Here is a 14,597-nt window from a genome sequence, read left to right as displayed (position 1 = left end):
GCGCGCAATTCATGCTGAGGCACGATGATTCGGAGCCTGTTGGCCGTCTTGTTTCTTGAGCGAAAACCTATGCCGCGGGTCTTGAAACGGCGGCGAGTTTCGGGCTGGATGCACGGCCGAAAATGGAGGAGAAGACATGGCCGCGATGATCCGCAATCCGATCCTGCCGGGCTTCAATCCTGACCCATCGATCTGCCGGGTCGGCGACGACTATTACATCGCCACCTCGACTTTCGAGTGGTATCCGGGGGTGCAGATCCATCATTCGCGCGATCTGGTGAACTGGCGGCTCATAAGGCGGCCGCTGGAGCGCGCAAGCCAGCTCGACATGCGCGGCAACCCCGACAGTTGCGGCATTTGGGCGCCATGCCTTTCCTATTGCGACGGGCTGTTCTGGCTGGTCTACACCGATGTCAAGCGCTTCGACGGCAACTTCAAGGATGCGCACAATTACATCGTGACGGCGGAGGTCGTCGAGGCCACCTGGTCCGATCCGGTCTATGTCAATTCGTCCGGTTTCGATCCCTCGCTCTTCCACGACGATGACGACCGCAAGTGGTTCCTCAACATGCAGTGGAACCACCGGCCCGAGAGCTTCGGCGGCTCGCCGAAAAGCCCGGCCTTCGACGGCATCCTGCTGCAGGAATGGGACGAGCGGACGCGCAAGCTCGTCGGCCCCGTCAAGAACATTTTCGCCGGAAGCTCGCTTGGGCTCGTCGAGGGCCCACATCTCTTCAAGCGCGACGGCTGGTATTATCTGACCGTCGCCGAAGGCGGCACGGGTTACGACCATGCCGTGACCATGGCGCGGTCGCGCGCGATCGACGGACCCTACGAGATGCATCCGAACGCCCATCTTATCACCTCGAAGGATCACTCGGAGGCGGCGCTGCAGCGCGCGGGGCACGGCCAATATGTGGAAACATCGGACGGACAGGCTTACCACACGCATCTTTGCGGCCGGCCGCTGCCGCCTCATCGTCGCTGTACGCTGGGCCGCGAGACGGCGTTGCAGAAATGCGTCTGGCGGGAGGACGGCTGGCTCTACCTCGAAGGCGGCGGCGTCGTGCCGGACGTGACGGTGCCCGCGCCGGCGCACACGATAGCGGTCCCTCCACCTGCCGCGATCGAATCCGATTTCGACGACCCGGAGCTTCCGCTGGAATTCCAGTGGCTGCGCACGCCGGCGCCGGAGCGGATCTTCTCGCTGACCTGGCGGGAAGGACACCTCCGCCTCTTTGGTCGCGAGAGCATAGGAAGCTGGTTCGAGCAGGCGCTGGTGGCGCGGCGGCAGGAGCACCATTCCTTCCGGGCGGAAACAGTCGTCGAATTCGCTCCCGAGACCTACCAGCAGGTCGCCGGCCTCACGCATTATTATAACCGGCACAAGTTCCATGCCCTCGGAATCACCCGGCACGAGACGCTTGGACGCGTCGTTACGATCCTTTCTTGCCCCGGGGACTTCCCGCATGGACGGTTGGCGTTTCCGGCCGGGAGCGGCGTCGCGGTCCCCGAGGGTCCGATCCGGCTTGCTATGGAGGTGAGGGACAATGATCTCCAGTTCTTCTGGCGGACCGAGGCGGATGACGATTGGAAGGTGATCGGCCCCGTGCTCGATGCCGGCGTGATCTCGGACGAGGGCGGGCGCGGCGAACATGGTTCCTTCACTGGCGCCTTCGCGGGCATGTTCGCCTTCGATACTTCGGGCAGTGCAATGCCCGCGGACTTCGACCGATTCCGTTATGAAGCGATCGCCACGCAGAAGTGAGATGCGAGCGCAACGTCGTTGCGCACTTTTGACGCATTCATTAGTTTATGAGAAACTCGTCATAAGCATCGGTTATCCTTACACAATTGTAATGCCATGTTTCATGTTCGGTTCAGGAAGGCAGGCCTAGTTTCATGGGGCGTACAACGAAAGGAAACCCCATGAAACGCCTCCTGATCGCGCTTGTCGCCAGCTCGTTCCTCGCCACGCCGATGGCGTTCGCTCAGACGGCCGGCTCTTTTGAACTGGCACAGGCGCATGACCGCTATCGCCATGGGCAGGTCTATCGCCACGTCGATAAGCGCGCGGAAAAGACCATCGAGAAGCGCGTGATCATCAAGAAGATGCATTGGGCGCGCGGATACCGGCTGAGCCCCGCCGAGCGCCGTCACATGGCCTATGTCCACGACTACCGCCGCTATCGGCTGCGGCCTCCCCCGCGTGGTCAGCAGTGGGTACGTGTCGACAACGATTTCCTGCTGGTCAGCCTGGCGACAGGCGTCATCGTCGGCCTCGCAGCGGCTCACTGACCCGGCAGCACTGAAGAAACGGATAAAAAAGGCGGGCCGGATAGGCCCGCCTTCGCCGTCTTGGGAGGACGACTTTAAAGCGCGTCATGCGCGCTTTAAATCTTGTTCCTGCATGTCATGATGCCAAAGCCGCTGCACACTTTCGGGCGACGTGCATTAGCTCGCCGAGGAAAGGCACTCCTTCAGTGAGGCACCGATATTTTCCATCAGTTGGAAATAGAGATCCGGCCCTGCCTCGAGGCTCGCGGCTTCTGGATCGAGCGTGCCGGATTTCGCCGGCGTGCCTTCGATGACGACGCTGATCAGTTTCGATTCAAACTGGGGTTCGGCGAAGACGCAGGTCGCGCCGAGCTCCTCGATCTTCGCATGAATCTCCGAAAGGCGCTCGGCGCCTGGCAGCACTTCCGGGCTTACCGTGATCGAGCCGGCGACGCGCACTTTGTAGCGGTGTTCGAAATATTGGTAGGCGTCGTGGAACACCACGAACGGTTTGTCCCTGACCGGCGCCACGGTCTCGGCAAGGCTCTTGTCGAGAGCGTCGATCCTCGCGTTGAATTTCTCCAGATTGGCTTTGTAGGCGGCCGCGTTGGCCGGGTCCGCTTCCGAGAGCGTCTTCTCGATCTCGGCCGCCATTGCCTTGGCGTTCATCGGGTCGAGCCACATATGCATGTCGAACTCGCCCTCGCCATGATGATGACCCTGTTCGGCAGCTTCCGGTTCGGCGGCGTGGTTCTCGTGCCCGGCTTCCTCGGCCTCATGGGCACCCGCGCCGTGTCCTTCCTCGTGCTCGTCATCATGCGCTTCGAAGGCGCCGCCCTCGCGGAACTTCAGTTTCTCGATTCCCGGAGCCTCACCGAGTTCCACCACCTTGGCACCGCTGCCGAGCGCGTCGAGCGGCTTGTCGAGGAAGGCCTCGAAACCGTGCCCGACCCAGAAGACCACGTTTGCTGCCTGCAGTGCTGCGGCGTTCGACGGTTTCATGCTGTAGGTGTGAGGAGAGGCGCCGCCCTCGACGATGAGCGCGGGTTCGCCGACGCCTTGCATGATGGACGCGACGAGAGAATGGATGGGCTTGATCGACACCACCACGTTGGGGGCTTGCGCCCAGGCTGGCGAGGAGAGGAGGAGGGTGGATGCGAAAAGCAGGGCGGGCGTCGATTTCATCGGGTTCTCCGAGCTTGGTTCAAAATGCTGCGGCGGGCTTGCATGCATCTGACATTGCAAGGCAGTGCCGTGTAATGTTATTACATCAATTGCGTTATGCTATAACGTGTGCGATAGCCAGAGGCAACTGTCAGCTTGGATTTTTTGATGCTGAACTATCGATCGCCAGAAACGACCCCTCTCGTCCGTCTTGCCAACACCGGAGTGCGGCGAAACGGGCGTTGGCTCGTGCGCGGCGTCGACTTCTCGATCAATCGCGGCGAAATCGTCACGCTCATCGGGCCGAACGGTTCGGGAAAATCGACGACTGCGAAAACGGCGATCGGAGTCGTGAAGCCGGACGAGGGCCAGGTCGAGCGGATACAAGGCCTGAAGGTTGGCTACGTGCCACAGAAGCTCGCCGTCGACTGGACGCTGCCGCTGACGGTCGAGCGCCTGATGACATTGACCGGCCCGCTGAAAGGTCGCGAAATCGAGGAGGCGCTGGCGGCCACGGGTATGCTGCACATGGCGAAGGCCGAGGTGCAGCATCTGTCGGGCGGCGAATTCCAGCGAGCGCTGCTTGCTCGGGCGATCGCCCGCAAACCCGATCTACTGGTGCTCGACGAGCCGGTACAGGGCGTCGATTTTTCCGGCGAGATCGCGCTTTATGAACTGATCAAGCAGATCCGTAACCGCACCGGCTGCGGCATCCTCCTGATCTCGCACGATCTTCATATCGTCATGGCGGAAACCGATACGGTCGTTTGCTTGAACGGCCACGTCTGCTGCCGCGGCACGCCGCAGGCCGTCAGCCAGAGCCCGGAATATCTAAAGCTCTTCGGCCGCAGGGCCGCCGGTGCGCTCGCGGTCTACAGCCATCATCACGACCATACGCACTTGTCGGACGGGCGGGTGCTGCATGCCGACGGCAGCATCACCGAAAGCTGCTTCCCGGGAGACGGCCATCACCACTATGACGAGGCCGAGAACGTGCACGACCACGATCCGGATTGCGGCTGCGGGCATCACGCGCGGCTGCAGGGATTTGAGACGGCGGAGAAGAAGCGCGATGCTTGACGATTTCTTCATTCGTGCACTCGTCGCCGGCATCGGCATCGCCATGGTGGCGGGGCCGCTCGGTTGCTTCGTCATCTGGCGGCGCATGGCCTATTTCGGCGACACCATGGCGCATTCGGCGCTGCTCGGCGTCGCGCTGTCGCTGCTGATGGACCTCAATCTCATGGTCAGCGTCTTCATCGTTGCTTCGGCCGTTTCGGTGCTGCTGCTCTTCCTGCAGAAGCGCGGCGCCCTCTCCACCGACGCGCTGCTCGGCATCCTATCGCATTCGGCATTGTCGATCGGCCTCGTCATCGTCGCCTTCATGACCTGGGTCCGGATCGATCTCGTCGGCTTCCTCTTCGGCGACATCCTTGCCGTTTCGAAGGGCGATATCGACGTCATCTGGGGCGGCGGCATCCTGGTGATCTTCGCGCTGATCTATCTGTGGCGGCCGCTGCTCGCCTCGACCGTCAATCCCGAGCTGGCGGAGGCCGAGGGTCTGAAGCCGGACAGGGCGCGGCTCTTCTTCATGCTGCTGATGGCGCTGGTGATCGCGATCGCCATGAAGATCGTCGGCATCCTGCTGATTACCTCGCTGCTGATCATACCGGCGGCGACCGCGCGCCGCTTCGCAACGTCGCCGGAAATCATGGCCGTCCTCGCTTCGTTGATAGGCGCACTTGCTGTGGCCGGCGGTCTTTTCGGCTCGCTCCACTGGGATACGCCGTCCGGGCCGTCCATCGTGGTTGCGGCATTGGCCCTCTTCGTGCTGAGTCTGCTGCCGGTCGGTCGCCGGACTGAGCACGCGTCATATTCTTCTCATGGAGGACAACGCTGATGGGTACGCCCCAACTGACGAAGAATCAGTCGCTGGTGATGGGAGCGCTCGCCCATTCGGACGGCCCGATGAGCGCGTACACGATCCTCGACAAACTGCGGGATCAGGGTTTTCGTGCGCCGTTGCAGGTCTATCGCGCGCTCGACAAGCTCTTGGAATACGGCCTGGTACACCGGTTGGAGAGTCTCAACGCCTTCGTCGCCTGCACCTGCCCGCACGAGCACGAGCACGATCACGGCGTCACGGCCTTCACCATCTGCGAAGGCTGCGGCCAGGTGACGGAGTTCCATGACGAGGCGATCGAGGAGCGCCTCTCGTCGCTCGTCCGCACGCAGAACTTCAAGACCGAGAAGACGACGATCGAGATTCGCGGCCATTGCAAGAGCTGCGCCTAGAGCGCGTCACGTTCAATCGAATTATGCGATGCGCTTTCCGAAGTGGGAACGTCGAGCATGAGCGCGGCGAACGGCAGGCTCAATCCAGTCGCTTGAGGTGCGCCGCATAGCGCTGCCAGTTTCTCACGTAATGTTCGGCGGAGCGCTTCAACCCTTCGATCGCGGTGTCGTCGAGCGTGCGTACCACTTTGGCCGGAGCACCGACGATCAACGAATTGTCGGGAAATTCCTTGCCTTCCGTGACGAGCGCGTTGGCTCCGACCAGGCAGTTGCGGCCGATTTTCGCGCCGTTCAACACGGTGGCGCCCATGCCGATCAGGGAATCGTCGCCGATCGTGCAGCCATGAATGATCGCCCGATGGCCGATCGTGCAGCCTTCGCCGATGGTCACTGGAAGGCCGGGGTCGACATGGATGATGACGGCTTCCTGGATGTTCGTGCGTGCGCCGATACGGATCGGTTCATTGTCGCCGCGCAACGTCGCGCCGAACCAGATGCCGACATCCTCGCCGATTTCCACCTGGCCGATGAGATTGGCGTCCGGCGCGAGCCAATAGCTGCCTTCCGGCGGCGTCTGCGGTTGCAGAGATCCCAAGGCGTAGAGCGGCATGCGAACTTCCTCCCGGCTCGTGTGGCGGCGTTGGACATCGGCCCGACTGCATCTTTCCTTAATCTAGCCGATTAAGGACAAAACCGTGCAGTAATTCAAAGTGCTACAGCGTCCTTTGTGCGTCTGAAAGACGCACAAAGGACGCTGTAGCCGACATTCCGCTCCGCTCCTTTTTTAGACGACTTTGACTGCGAGCGCCGCGACGCCATCGACGCCACAAGTCACGACATCTCCGCGGGCAACCGGACCGACGCCAGAGGGCGTTCCGGTCATGATGATATCGCCCGGCGCGAGCGTGAAAAGCCGGGAGAGCTCGGCGATGATCTCCGGTACTTTCCAGATCATCTGATCAAGGTCGCCCTGCTGACGCAACTCGCCATTGACCTTGAGCCAGATGTTCCCGTTCGTCGGGTGGCCGATCGCCTTGGCTGGCACGACTTCAGAAACCGGCGCGGAGTGCTCGAAGGCCTTGGCTGCAGTCCAGGGCTTCCCGGCTTTCTTCGCTTCGGCCTGCAGGTCGCGGCGGGTGAAATCGATACCGACGCCATAGCCGAAGACGTGGTCCGTCGCTACCGCGACCGGAATGTCGGCACCGCCACTGCGCAAGGCAACGATCAGCTCGACCTCGTGATGCACGTCGGAAGAAAGGGGCGGGTAGGGGAAATCCTGACCCGGCAGCAACAGATTGTCCGGGTTCTTTTGAAAGAAGAAGGGCGGTTCGCGGTCAGGGTCATGTCCCATTTCGATCGCGTGGGCGGCGTAGTTGCGCCCGACGCAATAGACCCGCCTCACAGGAAAGCCCACGGGGCTGCCGGAGATCGGCAGCAGCACGGGCGGCGGGGGTGGCAGAATGGTGTCCATGGTCGTCCGGCTCCGTCGCACGGTTTCATTCAGTTTGCCGGCGAAACACATGCGGATAATTGAAACGCCACAGCAGCCGGCCCGGCTAGGCTCGACGCTGTAGCGAATCTGGGAAGGACGTTAGCAGCCGGAAGGGCTACCGCAAAGATGATCTGGCGAGAGGAATGATGAGAGCCGCAATCGCAGCGGCTCAGGCGCAGCGGGCATAAGCCTCGAGCTGGTCGCGCGTGAGGAACCGGCCGTCCGAGCGCGAGTTGAGATCCGGATGGCTGTATTCAAGGCTCGGTACTTCGGGAAGCTCAAGGGCCTGGCGCACGGTCATGATGCCGATGTCCTTGCGGCCGCTTTCGCGCTTCATGCTGACTTCGACGATGCGATAGAGATTACTGTCGTTCATGATGGCTCTCCCGTCTTATTTTTGTCTCCCTTCTTTTAAGGGACTTAAACGCTCCGATGTTGGTTTTTGTGAGGCACCTCAGAATATAGCGGCAATAAATGAAGGCTTCGCGACAGAAATCGGGCAGTTTCACGGAGATTTCTGTCTCAATTCGAAATCGGGCTCGAGACCCGTGAGGATCTCGCTGACACATCTGCAAACAAGCTTGCGAGATCGCTTATATTAGAAGGCGCCCGACTTTTCAAGTAAGACAGAGCAGAGCCGATGAAATATTGCGCTGCAACACAATAATATTACCAATACGTCTACTCGGAAAAAGGTATTGAAAATAGTATTATCTTTTGAAAGCGGTCTCGACGAGTAAGGTGCATGGATAGAACACAACGCGCGCGACCGCGGTCCCGAGGTCGGCCGCTCGACGAGCCTGCGCACCGCCTTCGGATCACTCTCTAATGCGCTTTCAAATGGGCCTCTTCGGCCGCGGATATGAAGAGCCTGCGGGCCTCCTCGGCCGTCCGGCGGCCATCGATGGCGGCACGGCAGGCGCTGCGCGCAGCCACATAGTAAGGGCCGCGGTGGGGCCACTGGCCCGCAAGGCATGCGAGCGCGTCGGACGGTCCCTTTACCGTGCGCACGCCGCCGCCGGAAATTCCAAGCTCGATAGGACGGCTCCACAACACCTGATGCATGCTTCTCCTCCTGGTATGCGATGCCCAAAGTGGGATTTGAGGCGTCGCCATGTACGTCGGGCGCGATGCCGGCAGAGACTGCTGGGGCCCTGTCGATCCCGCTAAGGATCAACTTCTAAAACGTTGTCAAATGGGCCCCGGTTCCGTGCAACTCCCCCGGGTGGAACCGCGCCCCGGAGCCTCAATGTAGCTCAGGAATTGCCGTTTGTCCGTATTTTTGGCAGGACAGGGCATTGGCCCTCCGCCTTTCATATCCTGGGTTGCACACGCCGCTTCGCGTGCGCGTGGCTCCCATGGGAGCAATGCCCCTCAATTGGTGGGGTTTCAGGCACTTGGCGGCCGTCCTATATCTTAAGGTTGTGCTGGAGGGTTGGGATGGTGTCGGTTACCGAGATTCGCCTGATGTGGTTGCCGCTGCGCAACGAAACCTATTGCGCTATGCTCGGGCGGCACGAAGTCGCCTTTGTGATGAAGCGCCAGACGATGAGCGACTGGGCTTGGCGGATTTCCCAATGCAACGGTACGCGCGAGACGGGCTTCCACTATGCGCCAACCCTCGATGGCGCCAAGGCAGCGGTGCTTGCCGGCATACAGGAATGGTTTCGCCAGGCGGGGTTCGAATAGCCGCCGGGAAGATGCGAGATCGCTGCGGCCGAGTTCAGCCCAAACCGAAGAACGACAAGATAGCGATTACGATCACAACTAATCCCACGAGATAGATGATCTGGTTCATTGCTTCCTCCTTTCATGAGGACTGAACGGCCTCAATCGCGGGTGTGTTCCAAATCAGTTAATCAGCGCGTCGGTCTAGCGCCGCGACACACGGCACGTCACCTCCAACATACCGCTCGCGGGTATCCCTATTTCGGGCGATACGCTCCTTTAGGTGCTCTCGAAACAATCTCCTGAACTCGTGAAAACTCGCGAAGCCTAGAAAGCGGGAGAGCCGAACGACCGTCGTCGGCGAAACGGAGCAGGCGCGTGCGATCGACCGCGCGGTGCCGAACGCGACGAGTTCTGGTTTGCACATGGCACCCCGGAGAATGTACTCGAGTTGTCTTGGGAGGACGAGTTTTCTCGAGGCTATTATCAGTCTCAATTCAGCAAGACTCTTCGGCGGCAGTTCTTCTGTCGGAGCTCGCATGATTGATCCTCTTCCGACGCTGGCGAGGGGAGGAGCGCCCCTCGCATTGTATCCGCGGGCGGCCTTGGGTTCCCGATCGGCATCAACGGTCTAGCGGCTGATGGTCTGTTTCAGGGCATTGACGGAAGAGGTGATGCCGGCCTCGACCGACATGGTGAAATCTTCCATCTCGAGGCTGACCCAGCCGTTGTAGCCGCACATGCGCACGACAGAGAAGAACTCCTTCCACCACTGCAGATCACGGCCTGCTCCTACAGCAACGTAGTTCCAGCTCCGGTTCGCGACGTCGGTCACATCTTTCAATTCGAGAAGGCCGTTCACATCCGCAAGTCCCCGTTCGATACGGGTGTCCTTGCCGTGGCAGTGGTGGATCGCATCGCCGAGCGCGCGGGCAGACGCGATCGGATCGGCGCCCATCCACATCAGATGCGAGGGGTCGAGGTTCATGCCGACCGTCGGGCCGACTTCGTTGCGCAGACGGAAAAGGGTCTCGGGATTCCATACGAGCATGGCCGAGAAGTTTTCGAGTGCGTATTTCTCGACACCGGCCTCCTTGGCGAGCTTCACCAGATCGTGCCACAGCGGAAACGCACGATCTTCCCATTGGTAGCGGTCGCGCTCCGGCATCTCGCCGGGCCAGCTCTTCGTATAGACGAGCCAGTTCGGCACCGTGTCGCCGGGTGCTGCTTCCGGCAGACCGGACATTGTCACGATGGTCTTGACGCCGATTTCACCGGCAAGACGGATCGTTTGCTCCATCTCCTTGCGGTGACGCTTGCCCATAGCACCCGGATCGAGCGGGTTGGCCGAGCAATTCAGCGCCGCGATTTCGAGGCCGCGCGTTTCGATTTCCTTGAGCTTGGACCTCAGGAGTGCCCTGTCGGCCAGCAGCTCGTCGGCTCGGAAATGCGGCGCGCGGGACCAGCCGCCGCCGGTCATCTCGATACCTTCAACGCCGAGTTTCACGCATTTGTCGAGCATCTCGGTGAAGGAGAGATCGCCCATGACATCGGTGCAAATGGAAAGTTTCATCTTGTCTCTGTCCGAAAAAAGGGGGCGCACTTCGGTGCGCCCCAGTTGGGGAGGAGCTATTTGAAATCGACCCAGGCGGAGCCGGCGTCGGCCGAGCGGACGCAGTTTTCCAGCCAGCGGACACCTTCGGTGCCCGCCTTGATGCCCGGATAGTGGTGCGTGTTCAGGAAGGCTTCGTCACCGCGCCTCTTCGCGTCGACCGCTTGCGCGATCCACAGGTAGATGTTTGACCAGCTATCGCCGAGACCTTCCGTATGCAGCGCGCCCATGCGGTCGATCGCTAGGCTTTCTTCCTCGAGATAGGGCATGCCGTGATGCAGGGTGCGGTTCGGCTCGCCCTGGACTTCGTAGATCAACTGGTCGGGACGGCTGTCGGACCATTCGACGGAGGCCTTGGAGCCGACGAAACGGTAGCGCTGGCTGCCCATGTTCCCCGCGTCCACCGAGGAGACCCAGAGGCGGCCGCGTGCCCCGTTGTCGTAGTGCATCAGCACCGTGGCATGGTCTTCGAGCGGCGCACGAGTCGGGATAAACGCCTTGCGGTCGCAGAGCAGTTTCTCGATCTTCATGTGCGGCAGGACGATCTCGGACAGGTAATAGAGATGCGTGCCGATGTCGCCGAGGACAAAGGTCGGGCCGGCGGTCTCGGGATTGGTGCGCCACTTTACGGCCTCGCCCGCACCCACGTCGTCGCCTGAGTTGAAGCCATGGGTATATTGCATGTCGACGATGCGAATATCGCCCAGCATGCCTTTCTTCACCATGGCGGCCATCTGGTGAACCAGCGGATGGCCGGTGAAGCCGTAGGTGACGCCGACGATCAGGCCCTTTTGCTCGGCAAGCTTTTCGATCTCCTCGCATTCGGCGACGGTGAAGAAGAGCGGCTTTTCGCAGATGACGTGCAGTCCGGCTTCAAGGCACGCCTTGGTGATCTCGAAATGGGTGAAGTTGGGGGTGGCAATCGAGACCACCTCTATTCCGTCCTCGCGCGCCGACTCCTTTGCGATCAGTTCCCGGTAGGTGGTGTAGCAGCGGTCCGCCTCGACGCCGAGCTTCACGCCGAAATCTCGGCCGCGCGCCTCGTCGAGGTCGAAGGCACCGCACAGCAACTGATAGGTACCATCGCGCAACGCACCGGTACGATGCTTGTATCCCACCTGGCCGGTGCGGCCGCCGCCGACCATGCCCCAGCGGAGCGGGCGGGAAATCGTTCTTTCTCCGTTGATCATCTGATCATCTTTTCCTGAAAATGGTCTACCGGTTCATTCCGCCGCCATGGCGGTCGGAGCTCCGTAAAGGTCCGGTTTCTCTATCATGTTGACTGGTTCAAGGCCGCCGCTCGCCGCGGCACGCAGGGCGGCATCGGCCACGAGGGTGGCCGCGTACCCATCCCAGGTGGAGGGACCGGTCGCGGTGCCCTCCGAGGCGGCGACGATCCATTCCCGGAACTCCTGGTCGTAAGCCTCGATGAAGCGCTCGCGCCAATCCACGGGGATCGCCTGGCGAATGCCGTTCGAATCCGAGATCACGGTTGCCGGGCGGTTTGGAAGCGCGGCGACACCCGTCTCGCAACTGACCTCGCCGCGGATGTCATAGCCATAGGCGATGTTGACCGAAATCTCGACATCGACCAGCGCACCGGAGGCCATGTGCAGGAGCACGAACACCGGGTCGCGCAACGCGCCACCACGCGATGACCGGCGCGGAACCCGCACCTCGACCCCGGAAATCTCGTCCGACAGCAGCCAGCGGGAGATATCTGCGTCATGCACCAGCGTATCGTTCAGCGGCATCTCCGACGTGTAGAGCCCCTCGGGCACCGAGGCATTGCGATGGACGGAATGGAACATGAGCGGAGCGCCGAGTCTCCCTCCGTCGGTCGCGGTCTTGAGGCGGCGATAATCGGCATCGAAACGGCGCATGAACCCCACCTGCACGAGACGCCGGCCAAAGGCGACTTCGGCTTCTATCACGCGCAGCGCGGCCGCCTCGGACGTCACCAGGGGCTTTTCGCAGAAGACGGGCTTGCCGGCGGCGATAGAGGCGAGCAGTTGCTCCTCGTGCGCCGGCCCCCAGGAGCAGATGATCACGGCCTCAATCTTTTCAGACGCAATCAGGGCCGAGGGGGTGGCGAACACCTCCGCCCCGTCGGGGGCGGCGGCAGCAGCGCGGGCCTGGTCGATGTCGGTGACACCCACGACTTCGACACCGGACAGGACTTTCGTAAGCCGGCGGATATGATCCTGGCCGATCATACCCGTGCCGATGACACCAACCTGGAGGGTCATTTTGCCCTCCAGTACTTGTCGATGTAGCGCTGCATCTCGGCGCGCATGAACTTGCCGGAATGGTCCGCCTTGTCTTCCCAGGCGAAGACGCAGGCGGTCATGATGCCGTCGAAACCGACCTCAGCGAGGGTGCTGAAGAAGTCGTCCCAGGGCACTTCGCCCTGACCGATGTTGAGGTGCTGGTGTACCCGGGCGTTGGTGCCCGGCGGGTTGAGGATATAGCGCAGCCCCGAAGAAGCCTTATGGTTGAACGTGTCGCCCACATGGACATGGGCAAGAACGTCCGCCGCCTCTCGGAGCATCGCCTTGGTGTCGTCACCGAAATAGAAGGTGTGCGGCGCGCAGTAGAGGAATTTGACATTCTTCGAATTGACCGTGCGGATGATGTCGAGCGCCGGCTGCAGTGTCTCGCACCAGTCTTCGGGATGCGGCTCGACATGAAGCATGATGCCCTCGCGCTCGAAGAGCGGGACCAGCTCTTCCATCGAGCGCCACCAGGCGTCCTCGCAGGCCTCTATCATCGAGCCGGTGTGGCAACAGTAGCAGGAGCCCTTGTCCGGGTGCGGGCCGCGGCCGAACTCGGAATTCATCGTGTCGACGCCCAGTTCGACGGCGATCTCGATGGCGCGCTTCCAGTGCTTCACCGCCGCCTGACGCTCGGTCTCGTCATTGGAAGCCCAGCGATACATGGGCAGCAGCGAGGCGATGCCGACGCCTTGTTCGGCGAGCGCCTTCTTGAAGCTCTTGATGCGGTTGGGGAAAACGCGCGGCGCCTTGAACCATTCGAGGAAATCGCCGCGCGGCGAAAGCTCGATCCAATCGTAGCCGAGTTCCTTGACCTTGCGGGGCAACTCTTCAAGCGAGAGATGACGATGCATGAACGGGTCGAGTGCAATCTTCATATTGACCTCCAGATTCCGGACGCAATTCTCGCTCCTCCGACGGCGGTCTCTTCAGGCGCTGTCGAAGCTGGCGCATTGCGCAATTTCGTTTGTGGTACCGTCAGCGATTACTGGGCTGGCGGCGGCGGATGCCCTTCGTGGCTTTGCATGTAGGTTTCGATCTGAGCCTCCAGGTCCGCCATGGTTTCTCCGCCCGCCATCAGGTCGGTGATCTCCTCACGGGTCTTCTCTCCCCTACGGAAATCAGCGGCGATTGCCCCACGGATGAGCACGGCGAAGTGATCCCCCACCGCCATCGCGTGCATGACCTGGTGGGTGATGAAGATCACCGCCAGACCGCGCCGCTTCGCCTCGTTGACGATCCTGAGCACATGCGCGGCCTGTTTCACGCCGAGGGCGGCTGTTGGTTCGTCGAGGATCAGCACACGGGCCCCGAAATGCACGGCACGGGCGATCGCAAGCGACTGGCGTTCGCCGCCTGAAAGCCCCCCGACGAGACGATCGCCATCGTCGATCCGGGTGATGCCGAAGTTCTGCACGGCCCTGACGGCAACTTCGTTGGCCGTCTTGCGGTCATAGACCTTGAACGGCCCCCAGCCCTTGGTCGGTTCGACGCCGACGAAGAAGGAGCGGCCGATCGACATCAGCGGAAAGGTGCCGCCGAATTGATGGACCGTCGAGATGCCCTTTTCCTGCGCCTCGCGCGGCCCACTGAATTCGACCGGCTCGCCGTCCATCAGGATCGTGCCGCGTGTCGGTTTGTGCACCCCGGCAAGGGTCTTGATGAGCGTCGACTTGCCGGCGCCATTGTCGCCGAGCAGGCACAGCACCTCGCCCGCACGGACCTTGAGCGAAATATTGTGCAGCACGTCGATCGGACCGAAGCTCTTGTCGACATTTTGCAGTTCAAGGATCGGAGTATTGTCGGACATGGTGAA

Annotated in this window: 16 protein-coding genes; 6 read left to right on the top strand and 10 right to left on the bottom strand. The window is 61.4% G+C overall.

Annotated features, from left to right (window positions below; translation table 11 throughout):
* Positions 1-136: 136 nt before the first annotated feature.
* Together M728_RS08775 and M728_RS08770 are read left to right on the top strand one after the other, a co-directional pair.
* Complete coding sequence (locus tag M728_RS08775) at positions 137-1,768, top strand: glycoside hydrolase family 43 protein (RefSeq protein ID WP_026621736.1); 1,632 nt, start codon at positions 137-139, stop codon at positions 1,766-1,768.
* Between the two features lie 161 nt (positions 1,769-1,929).
* Positions 1,930-2,298, top strand: a complete 369-nt coding sequence (locus M728_RS08770) for an RcnB family protein (protein ID WP_026621735.1) — start codon at positions 1,930-1,932, stop codon at positions 2,296-2,298.
* Between the two features lie 156 nt (positions 2,299-2,454).
* Here the strand turns inward: M728_RS08770 and znuA are convergent, their stop codons facing one another.
* Positions 2,455-3,462 carry a zinc ABC transporter substrate-binding protein ZnuA gene (gene znuA, locus M728_RS08765; RefSeq protein ID WP_026621734.1) on the bottom strand — a complete coding sequence of 336 codons (1,008 nt, stop codon included), beginning with the start codon at positions 3,460-3,462 and terminating at the stop codon, positions 2,455-2,457.
* A 147-nt stretch (positions 3,463-3,609) separates the two neighbouring features.
* On the opposite strand from znuA, the gene M728_RS08760 reads away from it, so the two are divergent.
* Genes M728_RS08760 through M728_RS08750 form a run of 3 tightly spaced genes read left to right on the top strand, consistent with a single transcriptional unit; the run spans position 3,610 to position 5,736 of the window.
* Complete coding sequence (locus tag M728_RS08760; RefSeq protein WP_026621733.1) at positions 3,610-4,521, top strand: metal ABC transporter ATP-binding protein; 912 nt, start codon at positions 3,610-3,612, stop codon at positions 4,519-4,521.
* The gene (gene znuB / locus M728_RS08755) at positions 4,514-5,341 is read left to right on the top strand and encodes a zinc ABC transporter permease subunit ZnuB (protein WP_026621732.1); all 828 of its coding nucleotides are present in this window, start codon (positions 4,514-4,516) and stop codon (positions 5,339-5,341) included. Before M728_RS08760 ends, znuB begins: the two co-directional genes overlap by 8 nt.
* Positions 5,341-5,736: a Fur family transcriptional regulator gene (locus M728_RS08750; RefSeq protein ID WP_026621731.1), complete on the top strand. Its 396-nt coding sequence runs from the start codon at positions 5,341-5,343 to the stop codon at positions 5,734-5,736. Before znuB ends, M728_RS08750 begins: the two co-directional genes overlap by 1 nt.
* Positions 5,737-5,815: 79 nt before the next feature.
* Here M728_RS08750 and M728_RS08745 read toward each other — a convergent pair whose 3' ends face one another.
* From M728_RS08745 to M728_RS08730, 4 genes are all read right to left on the bottom strand, one after another.
* Entirely contained in the window at positions 5,816-6,346 is a 531-nt protein-coding gene (locus tag M728_RS08745; protein WP_026621730.1) for a gamma carbonic anhydrase family protein, read from the bottom strand.
* A 174-nt stretch (positions 6,347-6,520) separates the two neighbouring features.
* Positions 6,521-7,207: a fumarylacetoacetate hydrolase family protein gene (locus M728_RS08740; RefSeq protein ID WP_026621729.1), complete on the bottom strand. Its 687-nt coding sequence runs from the start codon at positions 7,205-7,207 to the stop codon at positions 6,521-6,523.
* A gap of 190 nt (positions 7,208-7,397) precedes the next feature.
* Complete coding sequence (locus M728_RS08735) at positions 7,398-7,604, bottom strand: hypothetical protein (protein WP_026621728.1); 207 nt, start codon at positions 7,602-7,604, stop codon at positions 7,398-7,400.
* Between the two features lie 449 nt (positions 7,605-8,053).
* Complete coding sequence (locus M728_RS08730; RefSeq protein ID WP_026613788.1) at positions 8,054-8,293, bottom strand: DUF982 domain-containing protein; 240 nt, start codon at positions 8,291-8,293, stop codon at positions 8,054-8,056.
* Between the two features lie 375 nt (positions 8,294-8,668).
* On the opposite strand from M728_RS08730, the gene M728_RS08725 reads away from it, so the two are divergent.
* Positions 8,669-8,917, top strand: a complete 249-nt coding sequence (locus M728_RS08725; protein WP_026613789.1) for a hypothetical protein — start codon at positions 8,669-8,671, stop codon at positions 8,915-8,917.
* A gap of 610 nt (positions 8,918-9,527) precedes the next feature.
* On the opposite strand, the gene M728_RS08720 is transcribed toward M728_RS08725, so the two are convergent.
* The 5 genes from M728_RS08720 to M728_RS08700 all read right to left on the bottom strand — a co-directional run bounded on the left by M728_RS08720 (position 9,528) and on the right by M728_RS08700 (position 14,591).
* Positions 9,528-10,469, bottom strand: a complete 942-nt coding sequence (locus M728_RS08720) for a sugar phosphate isomerase/epimerase (protein WP_026621727.1) — start codon at positions 10,467-10,469, stop codon at positions 9,528-9,530.
* A 56-nt stretch (positions 10,470-10,525) separates the two neighbouring features.
* Positions 10,526-11,698 (bottom strand): Gfo/Idh/MocA family protein, encoded by a 1,173-nt coding sequence (locus M728_RS08715; protein ID WP_026621726.1) that lies wholly within the window; start codon positions 11,696-11,698, stop codon positions 10,526-10,528.
* 33 nt (positions 11,699-11,731) lie between these two features.
* Positions 11,732-12,757, bottom strand: a complete 1,026-nt coding sequence (locus M728_RS08710) for a Gfo/Idh/MocA family oxidoreductase (RefSeq protein ID WP_026621725.1) — start codon at positions 12,755-12,757, stop codon at positions 11,732-11,734.
* A complete protein-coding gene (locus M728_RS08705) occupies positions 12,754-13,659 on the bottom strand; it encodes a sugar phosphate isomerase/epimerase family protein (RefSeq protein WP_026621724.1) in 906 nt (301 codons plus the stop codon). Before M728_RS08705 ends, M728_RS08710 begins: the two co-directional genes overlap by 4 nt.
* A gap of 107 nt (positions 13,660-13,766) precedes the next feature.
* Positions 13,767-14,591 (bottom strand): ATP-binding cassette domain-containing protein, encoded by an 825-nt coding sequence (locus tag M728_RS08700; RefSeq protein ID WP_026621723.1) that lies wholly within the window; start codon positions 14,589-14,591, stop codon positions 13,767-13,769.
* Positions 14,592-14,597: the final 6 nt, after the last annotated feature.

Source organism: Ensifer sp. WSM1721 (assembly GCF_000513895.2).
In the GTDB taxonomy this organism is placed as follows: Bacteria; Pseudomonadota; Alphaproteobacteria; order Rhizobiales; family Rhizobiaceae; genus Sinorhizobium.
This window is presented reverse-complemented; position numbering and strand designations above follow the sequence as displayed.

What these genes read in the sequence shown, in the direction of transcription:
- M728_RS08705 (WP_026621724.1), bottom strand. Translation starts at nt 13,659, where the DNA reads ATGAAGATTGCACTCGACCCGTTCATGCATCGTCATCTCTCGCTTGAA.
- znuB (WP_026621732.1), top strand. Translation starts at nt 4,514, where the DNA reads ATGCTTGACGATTTCTTCATTCGTGCACTCGTCGCCGGCATCGGCATC.
- M728_RS08715 (WP_026621726.1), bottom strand. Translation starts at nt 11,698, where the DNA reads ATGATCAACGGAGAAAGAACGATTTCCCGCCCGCTCCGCTGGGGCATG.
- M728_RS08775 (WP_026621736.1), top strand. Translation starts at nt 137, where the DNA reads ATGGCCGCGATGATCCGCAATCCGATCCTGCCGGGCTTCAATCCTGAC.
- M728_RS08735 (WP_026621728.1), bottom strand. Translation starts at nt 7,604, where the DNA reads ATGAACGACAGTAATCTCTATCGCATCGTCGAAGTCAGCATGAAGCGC.
- znuA (WP_026621734.1), bottom strand. Translation starts at nt 3,462, where the DNA reads ATGAAATCGACGCCCGCCCTGCTTTTCGCATCCACCCTCCTCCTCTCC.
- M728_RS08710 (WP_026621725.1), bottom strand. Translation starts at nt 12,757, where the DNA reads ATGACCCTCCAGGTTGGTGTCATCGGCACGGGTATGATCGGCCAGGAT.
- M728_RS08700 (WP_026621723.1), bottom strand. Translation starts at nt 14,591, where the DNA reads ATGTCCGACAATACTCCGATCCTTGAACTGCAAAATGTCGACAAGAGC.
- M728_RS08760 (WP_026621733.1), top strand. Translation starts at nt 3,610, where the DNA reads ATGCTGAACTATCGATCGCCAGAAACGACCCCTCTCGTCCGTCTTGCC.
- M728_RS08725 (WP_026613789.1), top strand. Translation starts at nt 8,669, where the DNA reads ATGGTGTCGGTTACCGAGATTCGCCTGATGTGGTTGCCGCTGCGCAAC.
- M728_RS08770 (WP_026621735.1), top strand. Translation starts at nt 1,930, where the DNA reads ATGAAACGCCTCCTGATCGCGCTTGTCGCCAGCTCGTTCCTCGCCACG.
- M728_RS08740 (WP_026621729.1), bottom strand. Translation starts at nt 7,207, where the DNA reads ATGGACACCATTCTGCCACCCCCGCCGCCCGTGCTGCTGCCGATCTCC.
- M728_RS08730 (WP_026613788.1), bottom strand. Translation starts at nt 8,293, where the DNA reads ATGCATCAGGTGTTGTGGAGCCGTCCTATCGAGCTTGGAATTTCCGGC.
- M728_RS08745 (WP_026621730.1), bottom strand. Translation starts at nt 6,346, where the DNA reads ATGCCGCTCTACGCCTTGGGATCTCTGCAACCGCAGACGCCGCCGGAA.
- M728_RS08720 (WP_026621727.1), bottom strand. Translation starts at nt 10,469, where the DNA reads ATGAAACTTTCCATTTGCACCGATGTCATGGGCGATCTCTCCTTCACC.
- M728_RS08750 (WP_026621731.1), top strand. Translation starts at nt 5,341, where the DNA reads ATGGGTACGCCCCAACTGACGAAGAATCAGTCGCTGGTGATGGGAGCG.